Genomic DNA, 22,291 nt, shown 5'->3' on the forward strand with positions numbered 1-22,291 from the left:
GTAACCGGGGGTAACTTCAGCCACGATCAACATGCAACCGCTTTCCCCCGGCAGTACCCGCCCCACCCCGGCCCGGTTTCCCCAGCCCAGCACCAACCTCCAACGAGCCAGCCCAACCCCCAACCCCCAACCTCCGCCCCCCAACGATCCAGTCCAGGAGAGACTCCCCATGCGCAGACTCCTCGCCTGTCTGACGACGGCAGCCGCCGTCCTCGGCGGGCTCACGGCGGCCGCCCCCTCCGCCGCGGCCGCCGACTCCGGCACCTTCAACGTCCTCAGCTACAACGTCGCGGGCCTCCCCGAGGCGATATCCAGCGCGCCGACGCCCCGCGAGTCCAGCACCACGACGATCGGCCGGCGGATCGCGCCGTACGACGTCGTGCACGCCCAGGAGGACTTCAACTACCACGCCCTCCTCTACGCCGCCGACACCGCGCACCCCTACCGCACCCCCACCAGCGGCGGCGCCGGCATCGGCAGCGGTCTCAACACGCTTTCGAAACTCCCCTACGACGAGGACGACTTCGAGCGTGTGCGCTGGAACAACTGCACCTACGGTTCGGGGGACTGCCTGACCCCCAAGGGCTTCACCTTCATGCGCGAGCGCCTCGCCGAGGGCGTCTACGTCGACTTCTACAACGTGCACACGAACGCGGGCACCAACGACGACGACCTCGCCGCCCGCAGGGCCAACCTCAGCCAGCTCACCGACTTCATCGCCACCCACTCCGCGGGCAACGCGGTCGTCGTGATGGGCGACACCAACACCCGGTACACCCGCTCCGGCGACACCATCGCCGAGTTCGCCGCCGCCAACGGCCTCACCGACGCCTGGGTCCAGCTGATCCGCGGCGGCGTGGCCCCCGCGAAGGGCAGCGACGCACTGGTCTGCGACCAGACGGGGACGACCGTGCCCAACACCTGCGAGGTCGTCGACAAGATCCTCTACCGGGGCAGCAAGCTCGTCTCGCTGAACGCGACGCGCTACGACAACGAGCACGCCGAGTTCCTCACCGACGGTGGTCTGATGCTCTCCGACCACGACCCGCTCACGGTGGACTTCTCCTGGTCGCGCAACACCGCCTTCCAGCTCAGCGACCAGTTCGGCGGGCCGCACGGCGACTACTTCAACGACATCACCGGCGTGCCGGCCGCGGCCCGGGCCACCACCGTCGCGCTGCGGGCCGGTACCCGCGTCGACCAGTTGAGCCTCACCCTCGCGAACGGCACCACGCTCACCCACGGCGGCACCGGGGGCACCGCGTCCTCCCTCACCCTGGGCAGCGGCGAGTACCTCACCGCGGCCACCCTCTGCCAGGGCCAGAAGGACGGCCGCACCCGGATCTTCTCCGCCGAGTTCACCACCAATCAGGGCCGCACCCTGGCCGGTGGCACCACCACCTCGACGTGTGTGACGCGCACGGCACCGTCGGGCTGGCAGATCGCCGGCTTCCACGGCCGTGCGGGCGTCGAGGTGGACAAGATCGGCTTCATCTACACCCGGCGCTGACCCGGCCGCCCGGCAGCGCACGCCTCCCCGGGCGGGTCGGCCCCACCCGCCCGGGACACACCTCGCCCCGCAGTGCTCGGCCCGGTCACGCCAGTGGATCGAGGAACGTCAGCACGGAGGCGTCCTCCTCGATCAGCGGCGCGAGCGCGGCGTTGAACGGGCCGCCGTACGGGGCGTTCAGATGAGCCTGGAAGGCGTCCTCGTCCCGGTACACCTCGAAGATCCAGAAGGCGCGCGGCTCGGCCGACCTGGTGTAGACGTCGAAGGCGAGGTTGCCTTCCTCCTCGCGCACCTTCAGGGCGTACTCCCCGATCAGGCGGGCCACCTCGTCCCGCGCCCCTTCACGGGCGGTGAACTCGGCGAGCAGGGTCTTCTTCACGGTTTCGGGTCCTTGTCGGTTCAGTGGTGGGTGTCCTGCGCGCGGGTCCCGCCCGCGGCCCGGACCGGCGGCCGGAACCACGCTCCCGGGCGCGGTCCGCACACGACACGAGCCCGTCGTCGGGCCCGGGCAGGCGCAGGGGCAGGGGCAGGGGCAGTCATCACCGCCTCGGCCGGGGCGGCCGCCCCGGCCGTGCGTCATCGCCGACCCATGTCATCGATGACATCGAGTGGCCCGATGATGAGCTGCATCCGGTCGGCACGTCAACGGTCGGCGGGGAATCCCCCGCGCGCCCGCCCGCCGCTCAGGCACCCCCGGCGGGCGCCGGCTGCGCCAACTGCTCCTGCCACGGCGGATTCGGGCCCGCGACCGAGCAGGTCAGGGCCGCCACCCGGGCACCGAACCGGCACGCATCCGCGACCTCCTCGACACCGAGGCCGTCCAGTCGGCCGCCCAGGAGTCCGAGGGTGCCGAGGTGGTGGAGCAGGCCGGCCGTGAAGGAGTCCCCCGCGCCGACCGTGTCGACGACCTCCGTGGCCACCGCGGGCACCCGCAGCCGTTCACCGTCGAGCGACGCCAGGGCGCCGCCGGCGCCGAGGGTGATCACGACGAGCCGCGCCCCCGCGGCGTGCCAGGTGTCGCACGCCTGCTCGGGCGAGGTGCCCGGCAGGAGAAGGTCCAGGTCGTCCGAGCTCAGACGCAGGATGTCGGCGAGAGCGCACCAGTGCGCCAGCCGGGCTCGGTAGACCTCGGGGCGCACCAGCAGCGGCCGGACGTTGGGATCGATGCTGACGGTGGCACGCGCGGCCGCCGACTCCAGGAACCGCTCCACCACCGCACCGCCGGGCTCACGGACCAGCGCCAGCGATCCGGTGTGCACACAGGCCGTCCCGGACAGGTCCACCCGGGCCAGTTCCTCGGAAGTCCACTGCCAGTCGGCGGTGTTCTGGGCGTGGAAGGAGAAGGCGGCCTGCCCGGTGGCGTCCAGTTCGGCCACCGCCAGCGTGCTGGGTTCCGCGGCGGCGACGGCGTACGACAGGTCGACGCCCGACGCCTCCAGGTGAGTCCGGAACAGACGGCCGAACACGTCACCCGACAGACGGGCGAGGAAGCGGGCCGGAGTACCGAGCCGGGCCAGGGCCACCGCCGTGTTCGCAGGTCCGCCGCCGGGCAGCACCCGCAGGGCGAGTTCGTTGGAGGCGTGGGCCGGCTCGGTGAAGGCGTCCGCGACGCACTCTCCCAGAACAGTGATCCGACTCGGACTCATGGGCTGCTCTCTCTCGAAAGAAGGCTCGGAAGGGCCGGGCGAAGGGGCCGGCGCGACGACGGGGGGCTCACCGGCCGCACGGAGCTGACGACTGCGTACGTTGCCGATTTGTGACGGGTGGAAGGCATTGACGTTGCCCGGATCCGGAGTCCATCATCCTCGCCATGCAGTGTCAACGATGACATAAGTCAACGATGACACCCCGGGCGGCATGCTCCGATCCCAGCCCCGTGCCGCTCGCTATCCCACAGGAGTCGATCATGTCTCGCACCACTCGTCTGTCCTCCTCCCTCCTCAGAGCGGCCGCGGTCACGGGCGTCGCGGCCCTCACCCTGACGGCCTGCGGGTCCGGCTCCGGTTCGGACTCCTCCTCCGGTTCCGGCTCCGGCACCGTCAAGGTCGGCCTGATCACCAAGACCGACACCAACCCGTTCTTCGTGAAGATGAAGGAGGGCGCGGAGAAGGCCGCCAAGGAGAACGGCGCCGAACTGTCCACCGCGGCCGGCAAGTTCGACGGGGACAACGCCGGGCAGGTCACCGCTCTGGAGAACATGGTCGCCGCCGGCGTGAAGGGCATCCTGATCACCCCGAGCGACTCCAAGGCGATCGTTCCCGCGATCGAGAAGGCCCGCGCCAAGGGCGTCCTGGTCATCGCGCTGGACACCCCGACCGACCCGGAGAGCGCGGTCGACGCCCTCTTCGCCACCGACAACCTCAAGGCCGGTGAGCTGATCGGCGAGTACGCCAAGGTCGCGATGAAGGGCAAGACGGCGAAGATAGCCACCCTCGACCTGGCGCCCGGCGTCTCGGTCGGCGTCCAGCGGCACGACGGCTTCCTGAAGGGCTTCGGCGCCTCGGACAAGGACGTCGTCTGCGCCCAGGACACCGGCGGCGACCAGGCCAAGGGCCAGACCGCGATGGAGAACTGCCTGCAGAAGGCCCCCGACATCAACGTCGTCTACACCATCAACGAGCCGGCGGCCCTCGGCGCCTACACCGCCCTGAAGGCCAAGGGCCGGGAGAAGGACGTGCTGATCGTCTCCGTCGACGGCGGCTGCACCGGCACCCAGGCCGTCAAGGACGGCAAGATCGCCGCCACGTCGCAGCAGTACCCGCTGAAGATGGCCGCCGAGGGCGTGAAGGCCGTCGTGACGTTCGCCAAGGACGGCAAGAAGGCGTCCGGTTACACCGACACCGGCGTCACGCTGATCACCGACAAGGCGCAGGACGGGGTCACGTCGAAGGACACCGCCTACGGCCTGGAGAACTGCTGGGGCTGAGCCCCACCCCCGGGACCGTACGACCCCGGCACCGACCTCAGCGGGGCGGCCGCCCCCTCCCTGACCGGGGACGGCCGCCCCCGCGCCCCGGTGGCGGGAGCTCCCTTCGTCCTCCGACCAGGACGCCACGTCCTCCGACCAGGACATCTGTCTTCCGACAAGGACTTCGCATGACAGCGACGACATCGCCGTACTCGGAGCTCAAAGCGCCGACCACGGTCCGCAGACTGCTCACGGCACCGACCACCGGCCCGTTGGCCGCCCTCCTCCTGGCCTGCGCCTTCTTCTCGTTCTCCACCGACCAGTTCCTCACCGGCGGCAACTTCTCGCTGATCGTGCAGCAGGTCATGGTCGTGGGCACCCTCGCCATCGGGCAGACCCTGATCATCCTCACGGCCGGGATCGACCTGTCGTGCGGGGCGGTGATGGCGTTCGGCAGCATCGTGATCGCCAAGATGGCGGCCGAGGGCTCCGTCCCGCCGCTGGTCGCGATCGCGCTGGGTCTGGTCGTCTGCGGTGGTTTCGGGCTGCTCAACGGCCTGCTGGTGCAGAAGATCCCGCTGCCGCCGTTCATCGTCACCCTCGGCATGCTGAACGTGGCGTTCGCGCTGACGCACATCTACTCCGAGGAGCAGACGGTCAGCAACCTGCCCGGCCCGCTGACCGCCCTCGGGGAGACCTTCCCGCTGGGCAACACGGACATCACCTACGGTTCGCTGGTCACCATCGGATTGTTCCTCCTCTTCGCCTACGCGCTCAGCAGCACCGGCTGGGGCCGGCACGTCTACGCCCTGGGCAACAGCGCCGAGGCCGCGCGGCTGAACGGCATCCGCACCTCCCGGCTCACCGTCGGCGTCTACACGGTGGCCGGTCTGCTGTACGGCGTCGCCGCGCTGCTGCTCATCTCCCGCACCGGTGTGGGCGATCCGCAGGCCGGGCAGACCGACAACCTCGACAGCATCACCGCCGTGGTCCTCGGCGGCACCAGCCTCTTCGGCGGCCGCGGTTCGGTCCTCGGCACCTTCATCGGCGTCCTCATCGTCGGTGTGTTCCGCAACGGGCTCCAGCTGATGGGCGTCGCCTCGATCTACCAGACCCTGATCACGGGCGTCCTGGTGATCCTCGCGGTGACCGTCGACCAGATCTCCCGGAAGAAGGCACGATGACCGCGACCCCCGCCCCCACGCCCGTGCTGCAGGCCCGCGGCCTCGTCAAGCGGTACGGACACGTCACCGCCATCGACGGCGCCGACTTCGATCTGCTGCCCGGTGAGGTCCTCGCCGTCATCGGCGACAACGGAGCCGGCAAGACCAGCCTCATCAAGGCCCTGACCGGCGCCGTGGTCCCGGACGCGGGCGAGATACGGCTGAACGGCGAGCCCATCACCTTCTCCGGGCCGCAGAGCGCGCGCGCCCACGGCATCGAGACGGTCTACCAGGACCTCGCGGTCGCCGCGTCGATGGACATCGCCTCGAACATGTTCCTCGGCCGTGAGCTGCGCCGCCCCGGTGTCCTCGGCACCGCCTTCCGCATGCTCGACAAGAAGCGCATGCGGCAGGAGGCCGCCGAGCACATGGCCGACCTCAAGATCGGTCTGCGCTCGCTCACCCAGTCGGTGGAGACCCTGTCCGGCGGACAGCGCCAGGCGGTCGCGGTCGCCCGCGCCGTGGCCTGGGCCCGCTCGGTGGTCGTCATGGACGAACCCACCGCCGCCCTCGGCGTCAAGGAGTCGGGCCAGGTCCTCGATCTGATCCGCCGGGTCCGCGACAAGGGCATGCCGGTGGTCCTCATCAGCCACAACATGCCCCATGTCTTCGAGATCGCCGACCGCATCCACGTCCACCGGCTGGGCCGGCGGGCCGCCGTGATCAAGCCGTCCGACTACTCCATGGCCGAGGTCGTCGCCATCATGACCGGCGCACTCACCGTCGACGCGGCCGGAGATACTGTCGTTGCGGATTCGGAGGCCGCGAAGGCCGCCGGTGTCCGGGCCACTTGACAGCTCAACCCCGCTCTCCCGTCTCCGGCCGAAGGCCGCGGCCGGAGAGGAGAGCCCTTCAGGAGACGGTTTCCTCCATGGCAGCGAACCGCCGCCCCACCCTGGCCGATGTCGCCCGAGAGGTAGGGGTCAGCGCCAAGACGGTCTCCCGGGTCCTCAACGAGGACGGCCCCGTCTCCGCGCGGACCAGGGAACAGGTACTGGCCGCGGTGGCGAAGCTCGGCTTCCAGCCGAACCTCATGGCCCGCAACATCCGCGTCGGCGGCCCGGACACCACCATCGGACTGGTCATCCCCGACCTGGCCAACCCCTTCTTCGGGGCGGTGGCCCGAGCCATCGAGGACACCGTCGGAGAACGCGGACTGACCCTGCTCATGGGGTCCTCCGCGGACGACCCCGAGCGCGAACGCGCCCTGACGGACAAGTTCCTGGCCCGCCGGGTCAGCATCCTGATCGTCGTCCCGTCCGTCGGGGCCGACCACTCCCACCTCAAGTCCCACCGCACGGCGGGACTGCCCGTGGTCTTCCTCGACCGGCCCGGAGTCGGCCTGGTCACGGACAGCATCGTCAGCTCCAACCGGGCCGGGGCGCAGGAGGGCGTCGCGCACCTCATCGCCCACGGACACCGCAGGATCGGCTTCGTCGGCGACCTGCCCCCGAAGCTGTACACCCGCCGTGAGCGCCAGGCGGGCTACCGCTCGGCGCTGTCGGAGGCCGACATCCCCTACGACCGCGCCCTCGTCGCCAACGCCCACGACCAGCGGGGCGCCGAGGCCGCGACCGCCCGACTCCTCGCTCTGGCCGATCCCCCGACCGCCCTGTTCGCCGGCAACAACATCATGGCGCTGGGCATAGTGGCCGAACTGGCCCGCAGCAAGCGCAAGGAGGTCGCCGTGGTCGCCTTCGACGACGTGGCGCTCGCCGAGGCGCTGGAGCCGGCCCTGACCGTCGTCGCGCAGGACGCGGAGGAACTCGGCCGGGCGGCCGCGACGACCGCCCTGGCCCGCCTCGACGGGGACCGCGGCCGGGCCCGGACGATCACCGTCCCCACCCGACTGGTCATCCGGGGTTCCGGCGAACAGCCCGCTCCGAAGCCGTAGGCGCGGGTGCAGCGCGCGGACGGTCGCCGAGCCGCGTGGAGACCTGACCGACGGTCAGTCCGCCGGCGTCCCGCGGCGTCACCCGGTCTCCGCGTTGTCGCGGGGGCGACGGCCGGTGCGGTGATCCCGACTGCCGCGAGGCTCCTGGGAGTGTCGTGCAAGGTCCGTGCAAGGTCCGTGCAAGGTCCCTCCCACCCGCGGACGGCAGGTGAGAGGGACCCTTTCGCGGGGGGCGACGGCGTCTCCCGCCCCTGACGTGATCGAACGACTTGTTCGTCGGACTAAGTCGGTCCTGGACCAAGTCGATATGATGCCTTCATGGCTCACGTTTCCGCGGCGGAGCGCCGCCCCCAGCTGATCAAGGCCGCCATCGACCTCATGACGAGGGAGGGTGTGGCTGCCGGAAGCACCCGTGCCATCGCGGCCGAGCTGGGCGTGGCCCAGGCGACGGTGCACTACACCTTCGGCACCAAGGAAGACCTGTACCGGGCCGTCATGGAGCAGCTCACCCACGCTCTGATCGCACAGGTGGAACGGGCGGCGCCCGCGGACGCCGGCTTCGAGGAGACGGTCGCGGCACTCGCCGCGGCCCTGTGGCAGACCGTGCGCGAGCAGCCGACCACCCATCAGCTCCTCACGGAACTGTCCATGTTCGCGCTCCGGACACCACGACTGCAGGAGGCCCTCGAGAACCACTACCGTGAGGTGACGGCCGTGACGACGAAGCTGGTGACCGAGGCGGCCGAGCGCACCGGGTACCGGCTGGCCCAGCCTGCCGAGACCCTCGCGCGGTTCTTCCTGGCCGGCTTCGACGGCCTCTCGTCGCAGCGCCTCTCGCTGCCCGACGAGGCGGCCGAACTCACCTGTCTGCAGGCCCTGGTCTCCGCCGTCGTCGCCCTCGCGGGAGGCCGGATGGACCTTGTGCCCCTGCCGACGAGCTGACGAGCTGAGCACCTTCGTCGCCCGGGCGACCCGCCCGCGCGGACGAGACCGCGTCCTCAGGCCGTCGGGACGCGTCCGGGCCACGGTTCGCGGGTGGCCTGACCGCCGGCCACCGTCATCCTCAGCAGGGGCAGCGAGGCGAGGGCGGTGCCGGCCGCCAGGACGAGGCTCAGCACCCCGGCCCCGGCACCGTCCAGGACGGCACCGACGGCCAACGGTCCGACGCCGGTGCCCAGCGCTCCCGCACCGCTGAGGGAGGCGACCAGGCGGCCGGTCGGGTCGATGAGCGCGGCGGCGGCGAGCATCTGCACCAGGACGGCCAGTTGGCAGGCCTGCCAGAGGACGGCCGCGACGGTGAAGAACACGGGGTCGCGGGTGAAGATCAGCGCCGCCATCGCGAGGGCCTGCGCCATGACGAAGGCGGCCATCGACCGCATACGTCCGAAGCGCCGTGCGGCGACGGGTCCCACCGCGGCGCCGACGAGTGCCGCGACGCTGGAGACGGCGAGGACGGCCGACACGGCGGAGTGCGACATCCCGGTGTGCTGGCGCCCCAGGACCGAGGCGTACGACCACGCGCCCTGGGTGACGGCCCACAGCAGCCCGGTGCCGGCGAGCAGCACGAACGACGGTCTCGTGGAGGCCACCCCTCGCGTACCGGCGGGCCCGGAATCCGTTGCCGCGGGACCGGCGTGGCCGTCGGGAAGGCGGCGCAGCAGTAGCCAGGCGACCGGACAGCACAGCGCCATGAGCAGGAAGCCGGTGCCCTCCCCCAGGTCGTGGTTGGCCGCGGGGACGCCCATGATCAGCAGCGCTGTCACGCCGACCACACCGCAGACGGTGACCGCGGAGGCCTTGTCGGCGTCGTCGGTGGCGGCGAGCGCGGCCGTGGCCGCCGCGTAGACCGCGCCGAGCCCCGCGCCGAGGACCAGGTTGGCCAGGACCAGGCTCACCGGGTCATTGACGGCCGCCGCGCCCAGGAAGCCGGCGCCCGAGACGGCCAGCCCCAGTCGGGCCATCCGCACCCGCCCCGGCCGCGCCGCCCGCTTGGCCAGCAGCATGGTGACGACGGCGGTCGCCATCAGCTGGGTCGCCGCCACGAGCCCCGCGGCGAAGTCCGACAGTGCGAAGCGCGTCGCGAAGTCGTCGACGAAGACTGGCATCACGTTCGCTCCGCCGTTGCCCAGGGTCACTCCGGCGATGAGGGCGACCGCCACCCCGAAAGTGACCGCGGAGCCCGTTCGTGCGTTCACCGACCGCTCCTCTGTGGGCAGTTGGGGGTGGTCAGCGGTCGTCGGCGGGGAGCCGGGTGTGCGACGGGCATGAGAACCTCACGAGTTCAGGAGGGGCGGGACACGTTCCGAAGGAGACAGGGCCACGGATGTGGGGGGTGTCCGTGGCCCTGTCGGTCTGTGGGGCGGTGCGGAGTGCCGGCGGGCGCCGGTCACCGCGCCGCGGGTGGTCAGCCGGCCCAGACGTCCTCGACGTAGGTGCCGGACTCGATCAGGGCGTTCAGCCAGGCGCTCGCCTCGTCGTCCCCGGTGCCGGTGCGCGTGCGGTAGACCGCCTTGAACGCCTCCCGCACGGCGGGGGCCATCCGGCGTCCGTCCCCGCAGATGTAGACGCGTCCGCCCCCCTCCAGCACCGCCCAGACCTCGTCGCTCTCCCTGGCGATGCGGTCCTGGACGAAGCGGGCCCCGTCCTCGGGGGCGCAGGAGAAGGTGGGCCGCATGCTGACGGCTCCGGCGGCCTCGGCCGCCTCGAACTCCTCGCGGTGGAGGTAGTCGACGTCGGGGTGGTCGCAGCCGAAGTAGCACAGCAGGGTGCCGGTCGACTTCGTGTGGTGGCGGTCCAGCACCGCCCCGCGGAACGGGGCCAGACCGGTGCCCGCGCTGACCAGGATCACCGGCACGGAGTCGTCCTCGGGCAGGCGGAAGGCGTCACTGCAGGGCAGCACCCGTGCCTGGACGGTGTCGCCCGCGTTCACGGTCTGCAGGTAGTGCGAGCCGATGCCGCGGAAGGTGCCCTCACCGCAGCGGTGGGGTGCGGCGAGCAGCGACACCATCAGGTCGACCTCACCGGGTGCCGCCACCGCGGACGAGGAGATCGAGTAGTGGCGCGGGCGCAGCACCGGCAGCAGCTCCAGGAAGAGCTCGAACGGCAGCTCGCAGGCCCGGTAACGCTCCAGCAGGTCGAGGAGGCTGCGTCCGGGGGCGGTCACCTGCTCGCGGAACGTCTCCGCGTCCGCCGCGGCGAGTTCGGCCAGGGGGCGCTTCTCGGGCGGGCAGGCGGTGTGTTCGGCGAGCACGGCGACCTGCTCCCGGGTGGCGGGGTCCTGGAGTTCGACGAAGTCGGTGAGCAGGCGGCGCAGGGTCAGGGGGCGGTCGACCGGCAGGGCGCCCCGGCTGCGGCGGCGGGCCTGGAGACGGACGGTGCGGTCCAGGTCGAGGGAGAAACGGTCGGCCACGCGCCGGACGAGGTCGGCCGGGTTGCTCGGGAGGACGGCGATGTGGTCCCCGGTGCGGTAGGTGACGCCGTCCGGCAGCCGCAGCTTCAGGAAGCGCTTGGAGCGGCCCAGTCCGTGGTCCATGTCGACCAGTTCGCCGGCGTCGAGCACCTCCATCGGCTGGACCCCGTGCCGTGCGGCGAGCCCGCCGATGACCGAGTCGGTCGCGTCCTCCAGTACGTACAGGCCCGTTTCCCGGTCGCCCTCCGGCTCGGCGGCGGTCGCCTCCCCGGCCGTCCCGTACCGCTCCAGCAGGGTGGTCCACAGATCGCCGGTCCAGCGGTCCACCGTGCCGGCGAAGTCGCCGGCGGCGTCGGCGGCGCCGCGCTCCAGCAGCGGTGTGGCGCCCGCGGCGGCCAGCCGCTCGTCGATCAGGGCCGGGACGCGCTGGTAGGTGGCGGCCCAGTTGCGGTCGCCGACGCCGAGTACGGCGTACCGGAGGCCGTCGAGCGCGCCGGGCTCCAGCCCTTCCAGCCAGGTGACGAACTCCGTGGCGTCGTCGGTGGGCCTGCCGTTGTAGGAGGCGGCGACGATCACGACCGGTCCGGCATCCGCGGAGAGTTCGCCCACGGCGTCGTTGAGGGGAGCCACGGAGGGAGTGAAGCCGCGCTCGCCGCCGTCGTCGGCCAGGTCGCGGGCGATGCCCACGCAGGTGCCGAGGTTGGAGCCGTGCAGGAGCCGCAGCGCGGTCCCGGCCGCACGCCGGACGGCGGGGCGGTCCTGGCCGGCGGGAGCGCTGTCCGCGGCGAGGGCAGCGGCGGCGGGCAGGCGCCGTTCACCGCTGGTGCGCCGGGCCAGGTTCAGCGTGAACTCGTCGGGCTTGAGCGTGAGGGACTGCTTGATCTTCAGCTCGTAGTTGGTGTGGTCGATCAGGCGGTAGCGGTGGATCACCAGCGCGAGGACCAGCGTCGCCTCGTGCAGCGCGAACTGGCGCCCGATGCAGGCGCGTTCGCCGCTGCCGAACGGCTTGAACAGGTGGACCGGCCGCTGCTCCTCCCGCTCGGGCAGGAACCGGTCGGGGTCGAACAACTCGACGTTCTCGCCCCAGGCGGGGTCGCGGTGCAGCTGCGGGATGAGGATCTGGATCGACTCGCCCTTGCGCACGGCGTACTTCCCGCCGATGACCGTGTCCTCCAGCGGCTCCACCGCGAAGGCGGGCGCCGTCGGCCACAACCGCAGGCTCTCGTTGAGCACCTGGCGGATGTACGTCAGCTTCCCGATGTCCCCGTAGTCGGGTTCGGGGGTGTCCGAGTCGCCCCACAGGGCGTCGACCTCGGCCTGGGCGCGGGCGAGGATCTCGGGGTGCTTGGTCAGGTAGTAGAGGGCGAACGACAGGGCACCGCTGGTGGTCTCATGGCCGGCGATGAGGAACGTGATCGCCTGGTAGCGGATGTTGACGTCGTCCAACGGCTCGCCCGTCACCGCGTCAGTGGTGTGCAGCATCCGCCCGAGCAGGTCGTCGGTGCTCCGGTCCCCGGACGCGCGGCGCTGCCGGATCACGTCGTCGACGAGGCCCTCCATCAGGGCCACGTCCTCGCGGAACTGCTCGGCCTGCTTCCACTTGAACAACTCCGCGCCCGGGATCGACTCCCCCTTGTCCTGGGCGAAGGCGAGCGCCCTGGACAGGGCGGTGACGAAGGGGTGCGGCTCGTCGCGGTCGAACGACTCGAAGTCGTAGCCGAAACCGCACAGGCCGATCGTGTCCAGCGTCAGCCGCGTCATGTCGTCGGCCACGTCCACCGGCTCCGAACCCGCCGCCAGGTCCCACTTCCCGATCAGCTCCCGGGCGACCCGGAGCATCGTCGCGTGGTAGCCGCGCATCGCGCCGAGTGAGAAGGCGGGCATCAGGACGTCGTGCGCCTTCCGCCAGTTGGGCTCGTCGTTGTACGCGGTGAACAGCCCGTCGCCGCCGATGCCCCGGAGGATGACCAGGTCGGGGTGGACGTTCTTGCGGAACCGGCTCTCGTCCGCCAGCTCGGTGACCAGGTCGAGACCGGAGGCGAAGTTGATCTCGTTGCCGAAGACACGGAGCTTGAACAGCGGCCCCAGCTCCTTGGCCTCCTTCATCACATAGAGCAGGCCGTCGGCCCCGCTGGGGATGTCGAACGCGTGACCTACCAGGGGCAGGGCGGGGCGCTGAGGAATCGGCTCGGTTCCGCGCAGGGTCTCGTGGGTCATGAGCTTGCCTTTCGTTCCGCACAGGCTGTCGCTGACCAGAACCATACAGGCGACATTGTCACTCGACAATGTCGCCTGATTGTGGCGCCTGACACAGTCGAGCGATTGGAGCATCGCGGCGTCTGAACGCCAGGCACCCCAAGGGGGCGACGCGGTGGGCCCGAAACCCCCGGGGAGATGGCTCTCCGCCCACCGACCCGCCGGAGAGCGCGCGAAGCCCCTCCCGCGACTCGCCGTCGCCGGAGGGGCTCCCGGGGCATTCGCCGGGCCGTTTCGATCCGCAGGCACCCGCCGTCAGGCCTTGGACGGGGGCCGGGAGCGGCGGCTCAGGGCGTGAGAACGAATCGGATCGGGTCGCCGGTCTTCTTCTCCAGCCGGGTGACGGCGTCGGCGGCGTCGGCCAACGGGATGTGGGCGGTGATGGAAGGGGCCAGATCGATGCGTCCCGCGGAGGTCAGACCGATGAGTTGTTCCACGTGCTCGAACCCGGAGCCGTAGTGACCGCGGATCTGGTTGCCCCGGAAGCTGAACCCGGTGCTGTCGCCGACGACGACCGACTCCGGGGTGAGCCCCGCGAGGACGAGGATTCCGCCGGCCCCCAGTGCGGCGACCGCCTGAGCGCGAGCGGCCGGCACGCCGGCGAAGTCGAACGCCACGTCGATGCCCCGCCCCGCCGTGGCCCGCGCCAGCGCCTCGGCGAAACCGTCCGCCCCCGGGTCGAGCGCGAGATCGGCACCGAAGGCGAGGGCCCGTTCCCGAGCCGAGGGCAGGGGATCGACGGCGATGACCGGGGCCGCCCCGACCATACGGGCGAGCCGGACGCCGTGCGCACCGAGACCGCCCGCACCCCAGATCCCGACCGTCTGCGCCGGACGCACCGCCCCCGTTTCGACGATGGCCGCGTACGGGGTGGAGACGGCGTCGGGGATGATGGCGGCCTGGTCAAAGGGGAGGTCGTCCGGGATGGCGATCAGGGTGTCCTCGCGCGCCACCGCGTACTGGGCCCAGCCGCCGTCATAGTCCACGCCGCGCGTGAGCGGCTGCCGGCACGAGGCGCGGCGCAGGCATCCGCCGCACACACCGCACGCCTGCCCGGCCTGCAGCACCACCCGCGTGCCGGGCACCCATTCCCCGGCCACCCCCGGGCCCACCTCGTGAATGACGCCGGCCACCTCATGGCCGAGGGTGACGGCGCGCGCCGCCGCGACGGAGTCGACGGGGAACGCCGGACCGATGCTGCCGTCGATCAGATGGACGTCGGACAGGCACACCCCCGCGGCCCGCACCTCGACCAGCACCTCCCCCGCCCCCGGGGCGGGCACGGGAACCTCCTCGACGGCGAACGTGTGGGTGTCCAGGTGGAGCCGCCCGGCGAGCATGGTCTTCATGACGGACCTCGATCCTTCCGATGCCTCAAGCGAATGACATTGTCGGATGACCATGTCATTCAATAGAGTCGCAAGACAAGTTCGAGTGACTCATGTCTCGCGACGGGCAGGCCGGCCGCCGCCGCTCCCGGACGCTCGCCGCACCGCGGAGCCGTCGGAGTGCCGCCCCCGTCACCGCCCCCATGCCCTTCGTGCGGGGGGTCGACCTGCGGCGACGCCACGCACGAGGCCCACACGCCAGGTGCGGAAGGAGCGTGCCCGTGCCTCGGAGCCACCGGATCCGACCCTTCCCCCGGTCGGCTCACCGTGTCCGGTGCGGCAAGTCGTCCGCACCCCGGACCGGGGCACCCCCGGTCGGCATCCCTCGGGGCGACCCCGAGCACGGACAGAAAGAGAGGTGCCGAGGCTCCACCCGGTCGCTACTGAAGGATGTCTGAATTGCAAAATTTAGCAATTCACTACATGCTGAGATGAGTGCCCGCGCCACCAGTAGAAGCGCGGCGCAGCGCAGTCGTGTCCGTCCGGACGGACTGAAGCTCGGGACAGGAAGGCTAGGAGCGTGTCCGTTCCGCTGTACCAGGCCAAGGCCGAGTTCTTCCGGATGCTCGGACATCCCGTACGGATCCGGGTGCTGGAGCTGCTGCAGGACGGACCGAAGCCGGTGCGGGACCTCCTGGCGGCCATCGAGGTGGAGCCGCCGAACCTGTCCCAGCAGCTGGCCGTGCTGCGCCGTTCCGGGATCGTCACCTCCACCCGGGAAAGCTCGACCGTCGTCTACGAGCTGGCCGGCGGGGACGTCGCCGACCTGATGAAGGCCGCGCGCCGCATCCTCACCGAGATGCTCACCGGGCAGGGCGAGCTGCTGGCCGAGCTGCGGGAAGGCGAGGTCGCCGCGCGATGACCTCGGCGATCAGCGGGGCAGCGGCCCGGCTCACCGCGCTCCTGCCCACCCGCACCGACCTGACGGACATGCGACGCGACGTCCGGCGGGACCTGCTCGCCGGCCTCACCGTGGCCATCGTGGCCCTGCCGCTCGCACTCGGGTTCGGCGTCTCCTCCGGGCTCGGTGCCGAGGCAGGGCTGGCGACCGCCGTGGTCGCCGGCACGCTCGCCGCGCTGTTCGGCGGGTCCAATCTCCAGGTGTCCGGCCCCACCGGGGCCATGACCGTCGTGCTGGTGCCGATCGTCGGTGAGTACGGACCGACCGGCGTACTGACCGTCGGGCTGATGGCGGGCGTCATGCTCGTGGCACTGGCCGCGCTGCGGGCCGGCAAGTACATGCAGTACGTGCCCGCGCCAGTGGTCGAAGGCTTCACACTGGGTATCGCCTGCGTGATCGGACTGCAGCAGATCCCGGGCGCGCTCGGCGTGCCCAAGCCCGAGGGCGACCGCGTGCTCGTCGTCACCTGGCGGGCCGTCGAGGAGTTCGCACGGCATCCGAACTGGACGGCCGTCGGACTCGCGGTGTCGGTGGCCGCGGTCATGCTGGTCGGTGCCCGCTGGCGGCCGACCGTCCCGTTCTCCATCCTCGCGGTCATCGCGGCCACGGCCGTCGCCCAGGTCGCGGGCCTGGACGCGGCGAAGCCGATCGGCGACCTCCCGTCCGGGCTCCCCGCGCCCTCTCTCGGTTTCCTGGAGCTCGGGTCGCTCGGCACCCTGCTCGCCCCGGCCGTGGCGGTGGCGGCGCTCGCGGCCCTGGAGTCCCTGCTGTCCGCCTCGGTCGCGGACGGCATGACCGTGGGGCAGAAGCACGATCCCGACCGCGAGCTGTTCGGCCAGGGACTGGCCAACATCGCCGCCCCGCTGTTCGGCGGAGTGCCCGCGACCGGTGCGATCGCCCGGACGGCCGTCAACGTCCGCACGGGCGCCGGTTCCCGGCTGGCGGCCCTCACCCACGCCGCGATCCTCGCGGTGATCGTCTTCGCCGCGGCGCCCCTGGTGTCGAAGATCCCGCTCGCCGCCCTCGCCGGTGTGCTGCTGGCCACCGCGGTCCGTATGGTCGAGGTCGGCTCGCTCCGAGCGATGGCCAGGGCCACCCGCTCGGACGCCCTGATCCTCGTCCTGACCGCGGTCGCGACCCTCGCCCTGGACCTCGTGTACGCGGTGATCATCGGCCTCGCCGTCGCGGGCACCCTCGCCCTGCGCGCCGTGGCCCGGCAGGCCCGTTTCGACCAGGTGCCGCTCGACCGGGGCGACCACAGCGCCGAGGAGCACGCCCTGCTCGCCGAGCACATCGTCGCCTACCGCATCGACGGGCCGCTCTTCTTCGCCGCCGCGCACCGCTTCCTGCTGGAGCTGACCGAGGTGGCCGACGTCCGCGTCGTCATCCTGCGCATGTCCCGCGTGTCGACCATGGACGCCACCGGTGCCCTGGTCCTCAAGGACGCGGTGGAGAAGCTGACGCGGCGCGGCATCCTCGTCCTGGCCTCCGCGATACGCCCGGGCCAGCGCCAGGTCCTGGATTCCGTCGGCGCCCTGGACCTGCTGCGGCACGACGGCCGTGACTTCTCCACCACGCCTGAGGCGATCCGGGCTGCTCGCGAGCACCTGGAGTCGGCCGGCGTCCTCCCCGCGGGTGCCGCGCGGCAGGAACAGGAGCCGGCCCCGAACCATGCGACATCCGCCGAAGCGCTCGAGGAGCCCGCGCGATGAGCCTTCCCCCCGCCGCCCTGCGCATGGCCGAGGTCTCCGGTGCGGAGGCGCTGTGGCTGGTGGAGGGCAGCAGCTTCGGGCGGCTGGTGTACCCGCAGCGGGGGCAGACCCTCGTACGGCCTGCCCGGCACGTGTGGGAGTACGGGCGTCTGATCGTCCGGGCCCCCGTCCAGGGGGCTGTCGTACCCGAGGTGGCGACGTACCAGGTGGACGAGATCCGGGTCATGGCCGGCACCGGCTGGACGGTCACCCTGTCCGGCCCCACCGAGGTGATCACCGATGCCGACGAGGCGGCCCACCACCAGCGCACCCTGGCCGGCTGGACCCACGGCCCGCACGACACCGTGTTGCGGCTGCGCCCACAAACGGTCAGCGGCTTCCGCCTGAGCCGCGTGGAGGCGTGATGTCCTCGCTACTGCAAGCCCTTCCCCACCGGCACGTGCTCACCCTGCCGACCTTGCCGGAAGCCGTGCGGACGGCGCGTGAGACTGCCGAGCAGGCTCTGACGGAATGGGGGATCGGCCTCCGGCACCCCGCCGTGGACCCGGCCTTGCTGATCCTGGGCGAGTTGGTGACCAACAGCGTCCGGCACGCCGCCGTCTGCTCGCCGCAGCTGACCGTGATCTACGCGGCCGGCCGGGACTGCCTGGCCTTCGCCGTCCATGACCGCCACCCCTACCAGCCTCCGCTCGGGACGCTCGGCGGCGGGACGGACGGAACCGGTGCGACCGGAGGAACCGGCGGGCTGGCCACGGTCATGGAGGTGACCCTGGGGCTGGGGGGCAGCGCGGTCGTCCGTCCGGACGCCGACGGGCGGGGCAAGAGCATCTGGATCACCCTCCCCCTCTGAATCCACCGGACCGCATCCGCATCCGCATCCGAACAGGCCGTACCGCAAGGAAGTTCACCGCTTATGACCATCGAGTGGCGCTACACCATCGAGCAGGATCTCGGCATCCTCTCCGTCGCCGGACACCTGGGCCCGGCCGCGGTCCGTCGCTTCGCCGGGGCGGTCGGCTGGGTCGCCGCTCGCGGCACCGGACCGGTCGTGCTCGACCTGACGGAACTGCGCAGTTGGTCCGCCGAGGGCCAACTGGCCATCACCGAGTCGGCACGCCGTCTCGCCGGAGCGGGCCGTAGCCTGGAGCTGGCCGCCATCCCCGCCGACGGCTCGTTGGTTCCGTCCGGCGACTGCCCGGACATCCCCGTCCACCACGACCTGGCCGCCGCCCTCGCCGCCCTCGCCGCCCACGCCCGGCCCTCGTCGGCTGCGGACGAGGGGCAGCAGGAGTGGCGCACCGACGGCTGGCCCACCTGACCCCCACCCGACCCCGTATCGGCTCACCGACTGAAAGACCTTGTGCAATGAGTGACAACCTTCCCGCCTGCCCCGAATGCTCCGGCGCCCACACCTACGAAATGGGCGCGCTCCTGGTCTGCCCCGAGTGCGGGCTCGAATGGTCACCCTCCGAGGAAACCGCAGACGGTTCCGGGAGCAAGGTGATCAGGGACGCGGTCGGCAACGTGCTCGCCGACGGTGACACCGTGACGGTGGTCAGGACGCTCAAGGTCAAGGGCAGCCCCACCGGGATCAAGGCGGGCACCAAGGTGCGCAACATCCGCCTCGTCGACGGCGTGGACGGCCACGACATCGACTGCAAGGTCGACGGGTTCGGCGCCATGCAGCTCAAGTCCAGCGTGGTAAAGAAGGCTTGACCACGGCACCTCGCCGCGCGGACCGCCCGGGACGACGTCCTGGGCAGTCCGCGTTCGCACGGCCCCCGCTCGATGGCCGGCATCCCCGGGTGGGTGGCGATCGCCTCAGCCCGTTGCCCCCGGACGCACCGGTGACGACCGCGCGGGCGACGCCGACGGCGCCTTCACAGCCCGCCGTCGCGGCGGCGGGCTCCACCCGGAGCTGCCCCGCGCCCCGGGGCACACCGGCCGGAGACCACGGAGCGAGCCCGCGCCGGGCGGGTCCTGCGTCGCGGGGCGCAGACGGCGCCCCGGCCACATCTCGTCTGCGGCGAACGGATCAGTTCCGGTGGGTGCCGAGCGCCGGGCCGGTGGTCCGGTCCGTTTGAGGGACACGCTCACCGAAGGACAGCCGGAGCATACGGGCATGACCGCAGCGCGGGCAGCCGCCGTCCGAGCCGACGGCGGTGGGGCGGCATTTGAGACGGCAGGCGGGGCACTTCAGCCAGGCGACGCCGGCGCCGCGCAGCGGGGTGATCCTCACGCAACCCTCCTCACAGGACCTCATTAATTGCTAATATTAGCAATTAATGAGGTCCTCATGTTGGATTCGGCGACTTGGTTTCCACCCGCGGGTTCGGCGTGCCCGACGCCTCAGGCGACGATGGGCTACATGCCCTTGACGAGTGGATGGATGCGATGCGCCGAGCTCCGGCCGGTGGGACCGTGCTGTCGCGCCGGGGAGGTGACGGCACCATGAGTACGCCGCTGTACCAACTGAAGGCGGAGTTCTTCAAGACGCTGGGCCACCCGGCCCGGATACGGGTCCTGGAGCTGCTGAGCGAGCGCGAGCACGCGGTCGCGGAGATGCTGCCCGAGGTGGGCATCGAGCCCGCACATCTGTCCCAGCAGTTGGCCGTGCTGCGGCGGGCGAACCTGGTCAGGACACGCAAAGAAGGGTCAGCCGTGTACTACTCGCTGACCAGCCCCCAGGTCGCGGAGCTGTTGCGGGTCGCGCGGACCATCCTGTCCGGGGTGCTCGCCGGGCAGGCCGAGCTGCTGGCGGACCTGCAGGCCACGCAGGGCGGTGGAAAGCCGTCGCCGTAGGGGGCGGCCCTTGAAACGGCGACCGCCTCCCGGGAGTTGGACAGCGCTCCGTGGTGCGGGAGGCGGTCGCTTCACCCCTCTCCGATTCCGTCGATGAGTGGCAGACGAGGACCACGCGCTCGTCCCGCACCGACCCACGGGGTGGGTTCGGCACGGCAACGGTCCTGCGCTCGCCCCTCGGAGTCCCGGGCGGGACGACGTACGACGATCTCGACGGCGGCACGGAGACCCTCGCCGGATTCCGGTCCGTACTCAACGGTGGCCCCCCGGCCGGGCACGCCTTCCCGGACTGGGACGCGGAGCGGGAGGGCGTGGCCGCTCCGATCACGGAGTGGGAAGCGGAGCCGGACACGGCTGCCCCCCACGAGCGGATCGCGGCGTGCGCCCCGACGAATCAGATGCGACCGAGCTGGCGACCGGGCTGGGGTACGCGCTGAAGCTGTACGGCATCGACGCGGTGGAGCTCCGCTCCGACGGACCGAACGGCTCCACCGGGGTGCACATCGGCACGATGTTCCGGTTCAAGGGGCTGGAGTACCAGCGGATGATCATCACGGGCGTGACCGACGGGCTCGTTCCGCGGGAGGACGTGAGCCGACTGCGTGACCGCGAACCCGCCCGCTACCGGCACGAGAGGCAGCGAGCCAGGTCCCTGCTCTTCGTGGCCGCGACCCGGGCACCCGACAGTGTGGACGTCTTCTGGCACGGCAGGCCCAGCCCGTTCCTCGACAGCTCATGGGCGCAGGCCGACCGCGCCGGGAGGTGACTCCCGGCTCCGAGGCACTGCCGAGCCTCCCACCGGTGCGAGACCTGATGTCCCAACCGAGCGGCTGGGCGTCCTGGACGGCGAAGTCCGGGCCCAGGCGACGCAGGTGGTAGCCGGCGGCGAGCCCGGACCGGCCGCCGCCGATCACCACCACATCCGTACGGCTCACGCCTCGGTGGCCTCACCATCGGTCCTGCCGCGCATGAAGATGACCGCCACCAGGGCCAGGCCGACGACGGCGCCGAGGAGTTGCATGCCGATGAACGCGGGGACGGAGGCGGGGGCGATGCCCGCGAAGGTGTCGGTGAAGGCACGCCCGATCGTCACCGCAGGGTTGGCGAACGACGTGGACGAGGTGAACCAGTACGCGGCACCGATGTACGAGGCGACGGCGACCGGCGCGAACCGCAGCCGGTCCGAACGGGCCAGGCCGAAGATCAACAGGATGAGGCCGGCGGTCGCCACCACCTCACCGAGCAGCAGGTTCCCGGCCGACCTGTCGTGCGTGGACCATGCGACCAGCGGCTCGCCGAACATCGCGTCCGCCAGGACCGCACCGGCGATCGCCCCCGCGACCTGGGAGGGCACGTACACGGCCAGCTCACGCGTGTTCACGCCGGCCCCGCCGCGGCGTGCGGTCCACCACTCGGCGAGCGTGACGGCCGGGTTGAAGTGGGCGCCGGAGACAGGGCCGAGGAGGGTGATCAGAACCCCGAGCCCGAAGACCGTGGCCATGGAGTTCGCGAGGAGCTGCAACCCCACGTCCTCGGTGAGCTCGGTGGCCTGGATGCCCGAGCCGACGACGACCGCGACCAGCGCGGCGGTTCCGACGAGTTCGGCGACGGCGCGGGCCACCAGCGGCGTGCGCGGTGGGGTCGCACCGGGCGCGGGCCGGGGCTCGTCGGCTGCGAGGGCGGCCTCCGCCGCGGGTGCGGCACCGGCGGGCTCGGTGACGGACAACGGTTTCTCCTCGGGCAGGCAGAGTGGAAGGGCGGGTTACGGGCAGGACCGTTTGACGTTCGCTTCGGCCGTGGCACGCGCGGCCCGGGCAAGGTCGGCGAACCGGTCGGCGAGCTGGTCGATGACATCCGGACGGAGCCTGTAGTACGTGAACCGGCCGCAGGGCTCGGTCTCCACGACGCCGGCCTCGCGCAGCACTCTGAGATGGTTCGAGAGGTTGGTCTGCTTGGCGCCGGTCTCCTCCACCAGGTGGGTGGTGCACAGCGTCTCGCGGGCTAGCAGGGTCACGATCTGAAGCCGGAGGGGGTCACCCAGCACCCGGATCAGTTCAGTGTCGACTGACGTCATCATGGGCTGATACTGTCACATCACCCGAGACTGATACCAGCCTGGACTGACCCGGAACCCGGCGAAGGGGGTTCTTCTGCCATGACCGCGCCTCGCACCCGGTCCTGCCCGACGAGCTCCCGGCCACTCCCGGACGGCCGCCGTCCCGCTCGGGCACCGCGCCGGACACGAGGTGGCAACCGCCTCCGCGGGCGGAGCCGGTCGTCGGGCGAGG

General features: G+C 71.6%; 22 protein-coding genes. 13 read left to right on the top strand and 9 right to left on the bottom strand.

The window, feature by feature from the left end; genetic code table 11:
* Positions 1 to 169 precede the first annotated feature (169 nt).
* Positions 170 to 1,510 (top strand): jacalin-like lectin, encoded by a 1,341-nt coding sequence (locus AC067N_RS16775; RefSeq protein WP_478679631.1) that lies wholly within the window; start codon positions 170 to 172, stop codon positions 1,508 to 1,510.
* An 85-nt stretch (positions 1,511 to 1,595) separates the two neighbouring features.
* Here the strand turns inward: AC067N_RS16775 and AC067N_RS16780 are convergent, their stop codons facing one another.
* Together AC067N_RS16780 and AC067N_RS16785 are read right to left on the bottom strand one after the other, a co-directional pair.
* Entirely contained in the window at positions 1,596 to 1,889 is a 294-nt protein-coding gene (locus tag AC067N_RS16780; RefSeq protein WP_478679632.1) for a putative quinol monooxygenase, read from the bottom strand.
* 304 nt (positions 1,890 to 2,193) lie between these two features.
* Complete coding sequence (locus AC067N_RS16785; RefSeq protein ID WP_478679633.1) at positions 2,194 to 3,156, bottom strand: carbohydrate kinase family protein; 963 nt, start codon at positions 3,154 to 3,156, stop codon at positions 2,194 to 2,196.
* A gap of 260 nt (positions 3,157 to 3,416) precedes the next feature.
* On the opposite strand from AC067N_RS16785, the gene AC067N_RS16790 reads away from it, so the two are divergent.
* The 5 genes from AC067N_RS16790 (at position 3,417) to AC067N_RS16810 (ending at position 8,477) form a co-directional block, all read left to right on the top strand.
* Positions 3,417 to 4,436 (top strand): substrate-binding domain-containing protein, encoded by a 1,020-nt coding sequence (locus AC067N_RS16790; RefSeq protein WP_478679634.1) that lies wholly within the window; start codon positions 3,417 to 3,419, stop codon positions 4,434 to 4,436.
* Between the two features lie 170 nt (positions 4,437 to 4,606).
* On the top strand, positions 4,607 to 5,602 hold the full coding sequence (locus tag AC067N_RS16795; RefSeq protein WP_478679635.1) for an ABC transporter permease: 996 nt from the start codon (positions 4,607 to 4,609) through the stop codon (positions 5,600 to 5,602).
* Entirely contained in the window at positions 5,599 to 6,435 is an 837-nt protein-coding gene (locus AC067N_RS16800) for an ATP-binding cassette domain-containing protein (RefSeq protein ID WP_055712371.1), read from the top strand. Before AC067N_RS16795 ends, AC067N_RS16800 begins: the two co-directional genes overlap by 4 nt.
* 77 nt (positions 6,436 to 6,512) lie before the next feature.
* The gene (locus tag AC067N_RS16805) at positions 6,513 to 7,535 is read left to right on the top strand and encodes a LacI family DNA-binding transcriptional regulator (protein ID WP_478679636.1); all 1,023 of its coding nucleotides are present in this window, start codon (positions 6,513 to 6,515) and stop codon (positions 7,533 to 7,535) included.
* A gap of 318 nt (positions 7,536 to 7,853) precedes the next feature.
* Complete coding sequence (locus AC067N_RS16810) at positions 7,854 to 8,477, top strand: TetR/AcrR family transcriptional regulator (RefSeq protein WP_478679637.1); 624 nt, start codon at positions 7,854 to 7,856, stop codon at positions 8,475 to 8,477.
* A 56-nt stretch (positions 8,478 to 8,533) separates the two neighbouring features.
* Here AC067N_RS16810 and AC067N_RS16815 read toward each other — a convergent pair whose 3' ends face one another.
* From AC067N_RS16815 to AC067N_RS16825, 3 genes are all read right to left on the bottom strand, one after another.
* Complete coding sequence (locus AC067N_RS16815) at positions 8,534 to 9,730, bottom strand: MFS transporter (protein ID WP_478679638.1); 1,197 nt, start codon at positions 9,728 to 9,730, stop codon at positions 8,534 to 8,536.
* 209 nt (positions 9,731 to 9,939) lie between these two features.
* The gene (locus tag AC067N_RS16820; protein ID WP_478679639.1) at positions 9,940 to 13,161 is read right to left on the bottom strand and encodes a cytochrome P450; all 3,222 of its coding nucleotides are present in this window, start codon (positions 13,159 to 13,161) and stop codon (positions 9,940 to 9,942) included.
* Positions 13,162 to 13,487: 326 nt separating this feature from the next.
* Positions 13,488 to 14,549, bottom strand: a complete 1,062-nt coding sequence (locus AC067N_RS16825; RefSeq protein WP_478679640.1) for a zinc-binding dehydrogenase — start codon at positions 14,547 to 14,549, stop codon at positions 13,488 to 13,490.
* Between the two features lie 559 nt (positions 14,550 to 15,108).
* On the opposite strand from AC067N_RS16825, the gene AC067N_RS16830 reads away from it, so the two are divergent.
* From AC067N_RS16830 to AC067N_RS16855, 6 genes are all read left to right on the top strand, one after another.
* Positions 15,109 to 15,450: an ArsR/SmtB family transcription factor gene (locus AC067N_RS16830; protein WP_478679641.1), complete on the top strand. Its 342-nt coding sequence runs from the start codon at positions 15,109 to 15,111 to the stop codon at positions 15,448 to 15,450.
* Positions 15,447 to 17,201, top strand: coding sequence for a SulP family inorganic anion transporter (locus AC067N_RS16835; RefSeq protein ID WP_478679642.1), 1,755 nt, complete (start codon positions 15,447 to 15,449; stop codon positions 17,199 to 17,201). Before AC067N_RS16830 ends, AC067N_RS16835 begins: the two co-directional genes overlap by 4 nt.
* A complete protein-coding gene (locus tag AC067N_RS16840; protein ID WP_478679643.1) occupies positions 17,198 to 17,605 on the top strand; it encodes a pyridoxamine 5'-phosphate oxidase family protein in 408 nt (135 codons plus the stop codon). Before AC067N_RS16835 ends, AC067N_RS16840 begins: the two co-directional genes overlap by 4 nt.
* Complete coding sequence (locus tag AC067N_RS16845; protein ID WP_478679644.1) at positions 17,605 to 18,051, top strand: ATP-binding protein; 447 nt, start codon at positions 17,605 to 17,607, stop codon at positions 18,049 to 18,051. The genes AC067N_RS16840 and AC067N_RS16845 overlap by 1 nt, the downstream gene beginning before the upstream one ends.
* Before the next feature lie 63 nt (positions 18,052 to 18,114).
* On the top strand, positions 18,115 to 18,519 hold the full coding sequence (locus AC067N_RS16850) for an STAS domain-containing protein (RefSeq protein WP_478679645.1): 405 nt from the start codon (positions 18,115 to 18,117) through the stop codon (positions 18,517 to 18,519).
* Positions 18,520 to 18,566: 47 nt separating this feature from the next.
* Positions 18,567 to 18,917 (top strand): zinc ribbon domain-containing protein YjdM, encoded by a 351-nt coding sequence (locus AC067N_RS16855; RefSeq protein WP_478679646.1) that lies wholly within the window; start codon positions 18,567 to 18,569, stop codon positions 18,915 to 18,917.
* A 319-nt stretch (positions 18,918 to 19,236) separates the two neighbouring features.
* Here the strand turns inward: AC067N_RS16855 and AC067N_RS16860 are convergent, their stop codons facing one another.
* A complete protein-coding gene (locus tag AC067N_RS16860; protein ID WP_478679647.1) occupies positions 19,237 to 19,440 on the bottom strand; it encodes a hypothetical protein in 204 nt (67 codons plus the stop codon).
* A 212-nt stretch (positions 19,441 to 19,652) separates the two neighbouring features.
* Between AC067N_RS16860 and AC067N_RS16865 the strand changes: the two genes are divergently transcribed.
* Positions 19,653 to 20,003, top strand: a complete 351-nt coding sequence (locus AC067N_RS16865) for an ArsR/SmtB family transcription factor (RefSeq protein ID WP_478679648.1) — start codon at positions 19,653 to 19,655, stop codon at positions 20,001 to 20,003.
* A 551-nt stretch (positions 20,004 to 20,554) separates the two neighbouring features.
* On the opposite strand, the gene AC067N_RS16870 is transcribed toward AC067N_RS16865, so the two are convergent.
* Genes AC067N_RS16870 through AC067N_RS16880 form a run of 3 tightly spaced genes read right to left on the bottom strand, consistent with a single transcriptional unit; the run spans position 20,555 to position 22,080 of the window.
* The gene (locus AC067N_RS16870; protein WP_478679649.1) at positions 20,555 to 20,938 is read right to left on the bottom strand and encodes an NAD(P)-binding protein; all 384 of its coding nucleotides are present in this window, start codon (positions 20,936 to 20,938) and stop codon (positions 20,555 to 20,557) included.
* A complete protein-coding gene (locus AC067N_RS16875) occupies positions 20,935 to 21,729 on the bottom strand; it encodes an aquaporin (protein WP_478679650.1) in 795 nt (264 codons plus the stop codon). The genes AC067N_RS16870 and AC067N_RS16875 overlap by 4 nt, the downstream gene beginning before the upstream one ends.
* Before the next feature lie 36 nt (positions 21,730 to 21,765).
* Positions 21,766 to 22,080: an ArsR/SmtB family transcription factor gene (locus AC067N_RS16880; protein WP_478679651.1), complete on the bottom strand. Its 315-nt coding sequence runs from the start codon at positions 22,078 to 22,080 to the stop codon at positions 21,766 to 21,768.
* Positions 22,081 to 22,291: the final 211 nt, after the last annotated feature.

This window comes from Streptomyces sp. NPDC042364, assembly GCF_056437585.1.

Coding starts and splice junctions, on each gene's coding strand:
- AC067N_RS16775 (WP_478679631.1), top strand. CDS start 170: ATGCGCAGACTCCTCGCCTGTCTGACGACGGCAGCCGCCGTCCTCGGC.
- AC067N_RS16785 (WP_478679633.1), bottom strand. CDS start 3,156: ATGAGTCCGAGTCGGATCACTGTTCTGGGAGAGTGCGTCGCGGACGCC.
- AC067N_RS16790 (WP_478679634.1), top strand. CDS start 3,417: ATGTCTCGCACCACTCGTCTGTCCTCCTCCCTCCTCAGAGCGGCCGCG.
- AC067N_RS16795 (WP_478679635.1), top strand. CDS start 4,607: ATGACAGCGACGACATCGCCGTACTCGGAGCTCAAAGCGCCGACCACG.
- AC067N_RS16800 (WP_055712371.1), top strand. CDS start 5,599: ATGACCGCGACCCCCGCCCCCACGCCCGTGCTGCAGGCCCGCGGCCTC.
- AC067N_RS16805 (WP_478679636.1), top strand. CDS start 6,513: ATGGCAGCGAACCGCCGCCCCACCCTGGCCGATGTCGCCCGAGAGGTA.
- AC067N_RS16810 (WP_478679637.1), top strand. CDS start 7,854: ATGGCTCACGTTTCCGCGGCGGAGCGCCGCCCCCAGCTGATCAAGGCC.
- AC067N_RS16820 (WP_478679639.1), bottom strand. CDS start 13,161: ATGACCCACGAGACCCTGCGCGGAACCGAGCCGATTCCTCAGCGCCCC.
- AC067N_RS16825 (WP_478679640.1), bottom strand. CDS start 14,549: ATGAAGACCATGCTCGCCGGGCGGCTCCACCTGGACACCCACACGTTC.
- AC067N_RS16835 (WP_478679642.1), top strand. CDS start 15,447: ATGACCTCGGCGATCAGCGGGGCAGCGGCCCGGCTCACCGCGCTCCTG.
- AC067N_RS16840 (WP_478679643.1), top strand. CDS start 17,198: ATGAGCCTTCCCCCCGCCGCCCTGCGCATGGCCGAGGTCTCCGGTGCG.
- AC067N_RS16845 (WP_478679644.1), top strand. CDS start 17,605: ATGTCCTCGCTACTGCAAGCCCTTCCCCACCGGCACGTGCTCACCCTG.
- AC067N_RS16850 (WP_478679645.1), top strand. CDS start 18,115: ATGACCATCGAGTGGCGCTACACCATCGAGCAGGATCTCGGCATCCTC.
- AC067N_RS16855 (WP_478679646.1), top strand. CDS start 18,567: ATGAGTGACAACCTTCCCGCCTGCCCCGAATGCTCCGGCGCCCACACC.
- AC067N_RS16865 (WP_478679648.1), top strand. CDS start 19,653: ATGAGTACGCCGCTGTACCAACTGAAGGCGGAGTTCTTCAAGACGCTG.
- AC067N_RS16880 (WP_478679651.1), bottom strand. CDS start 22,080: ATGATGACGTCAGTCGACACTGAACTGATCCGGGTGCTGGGTGACCCC.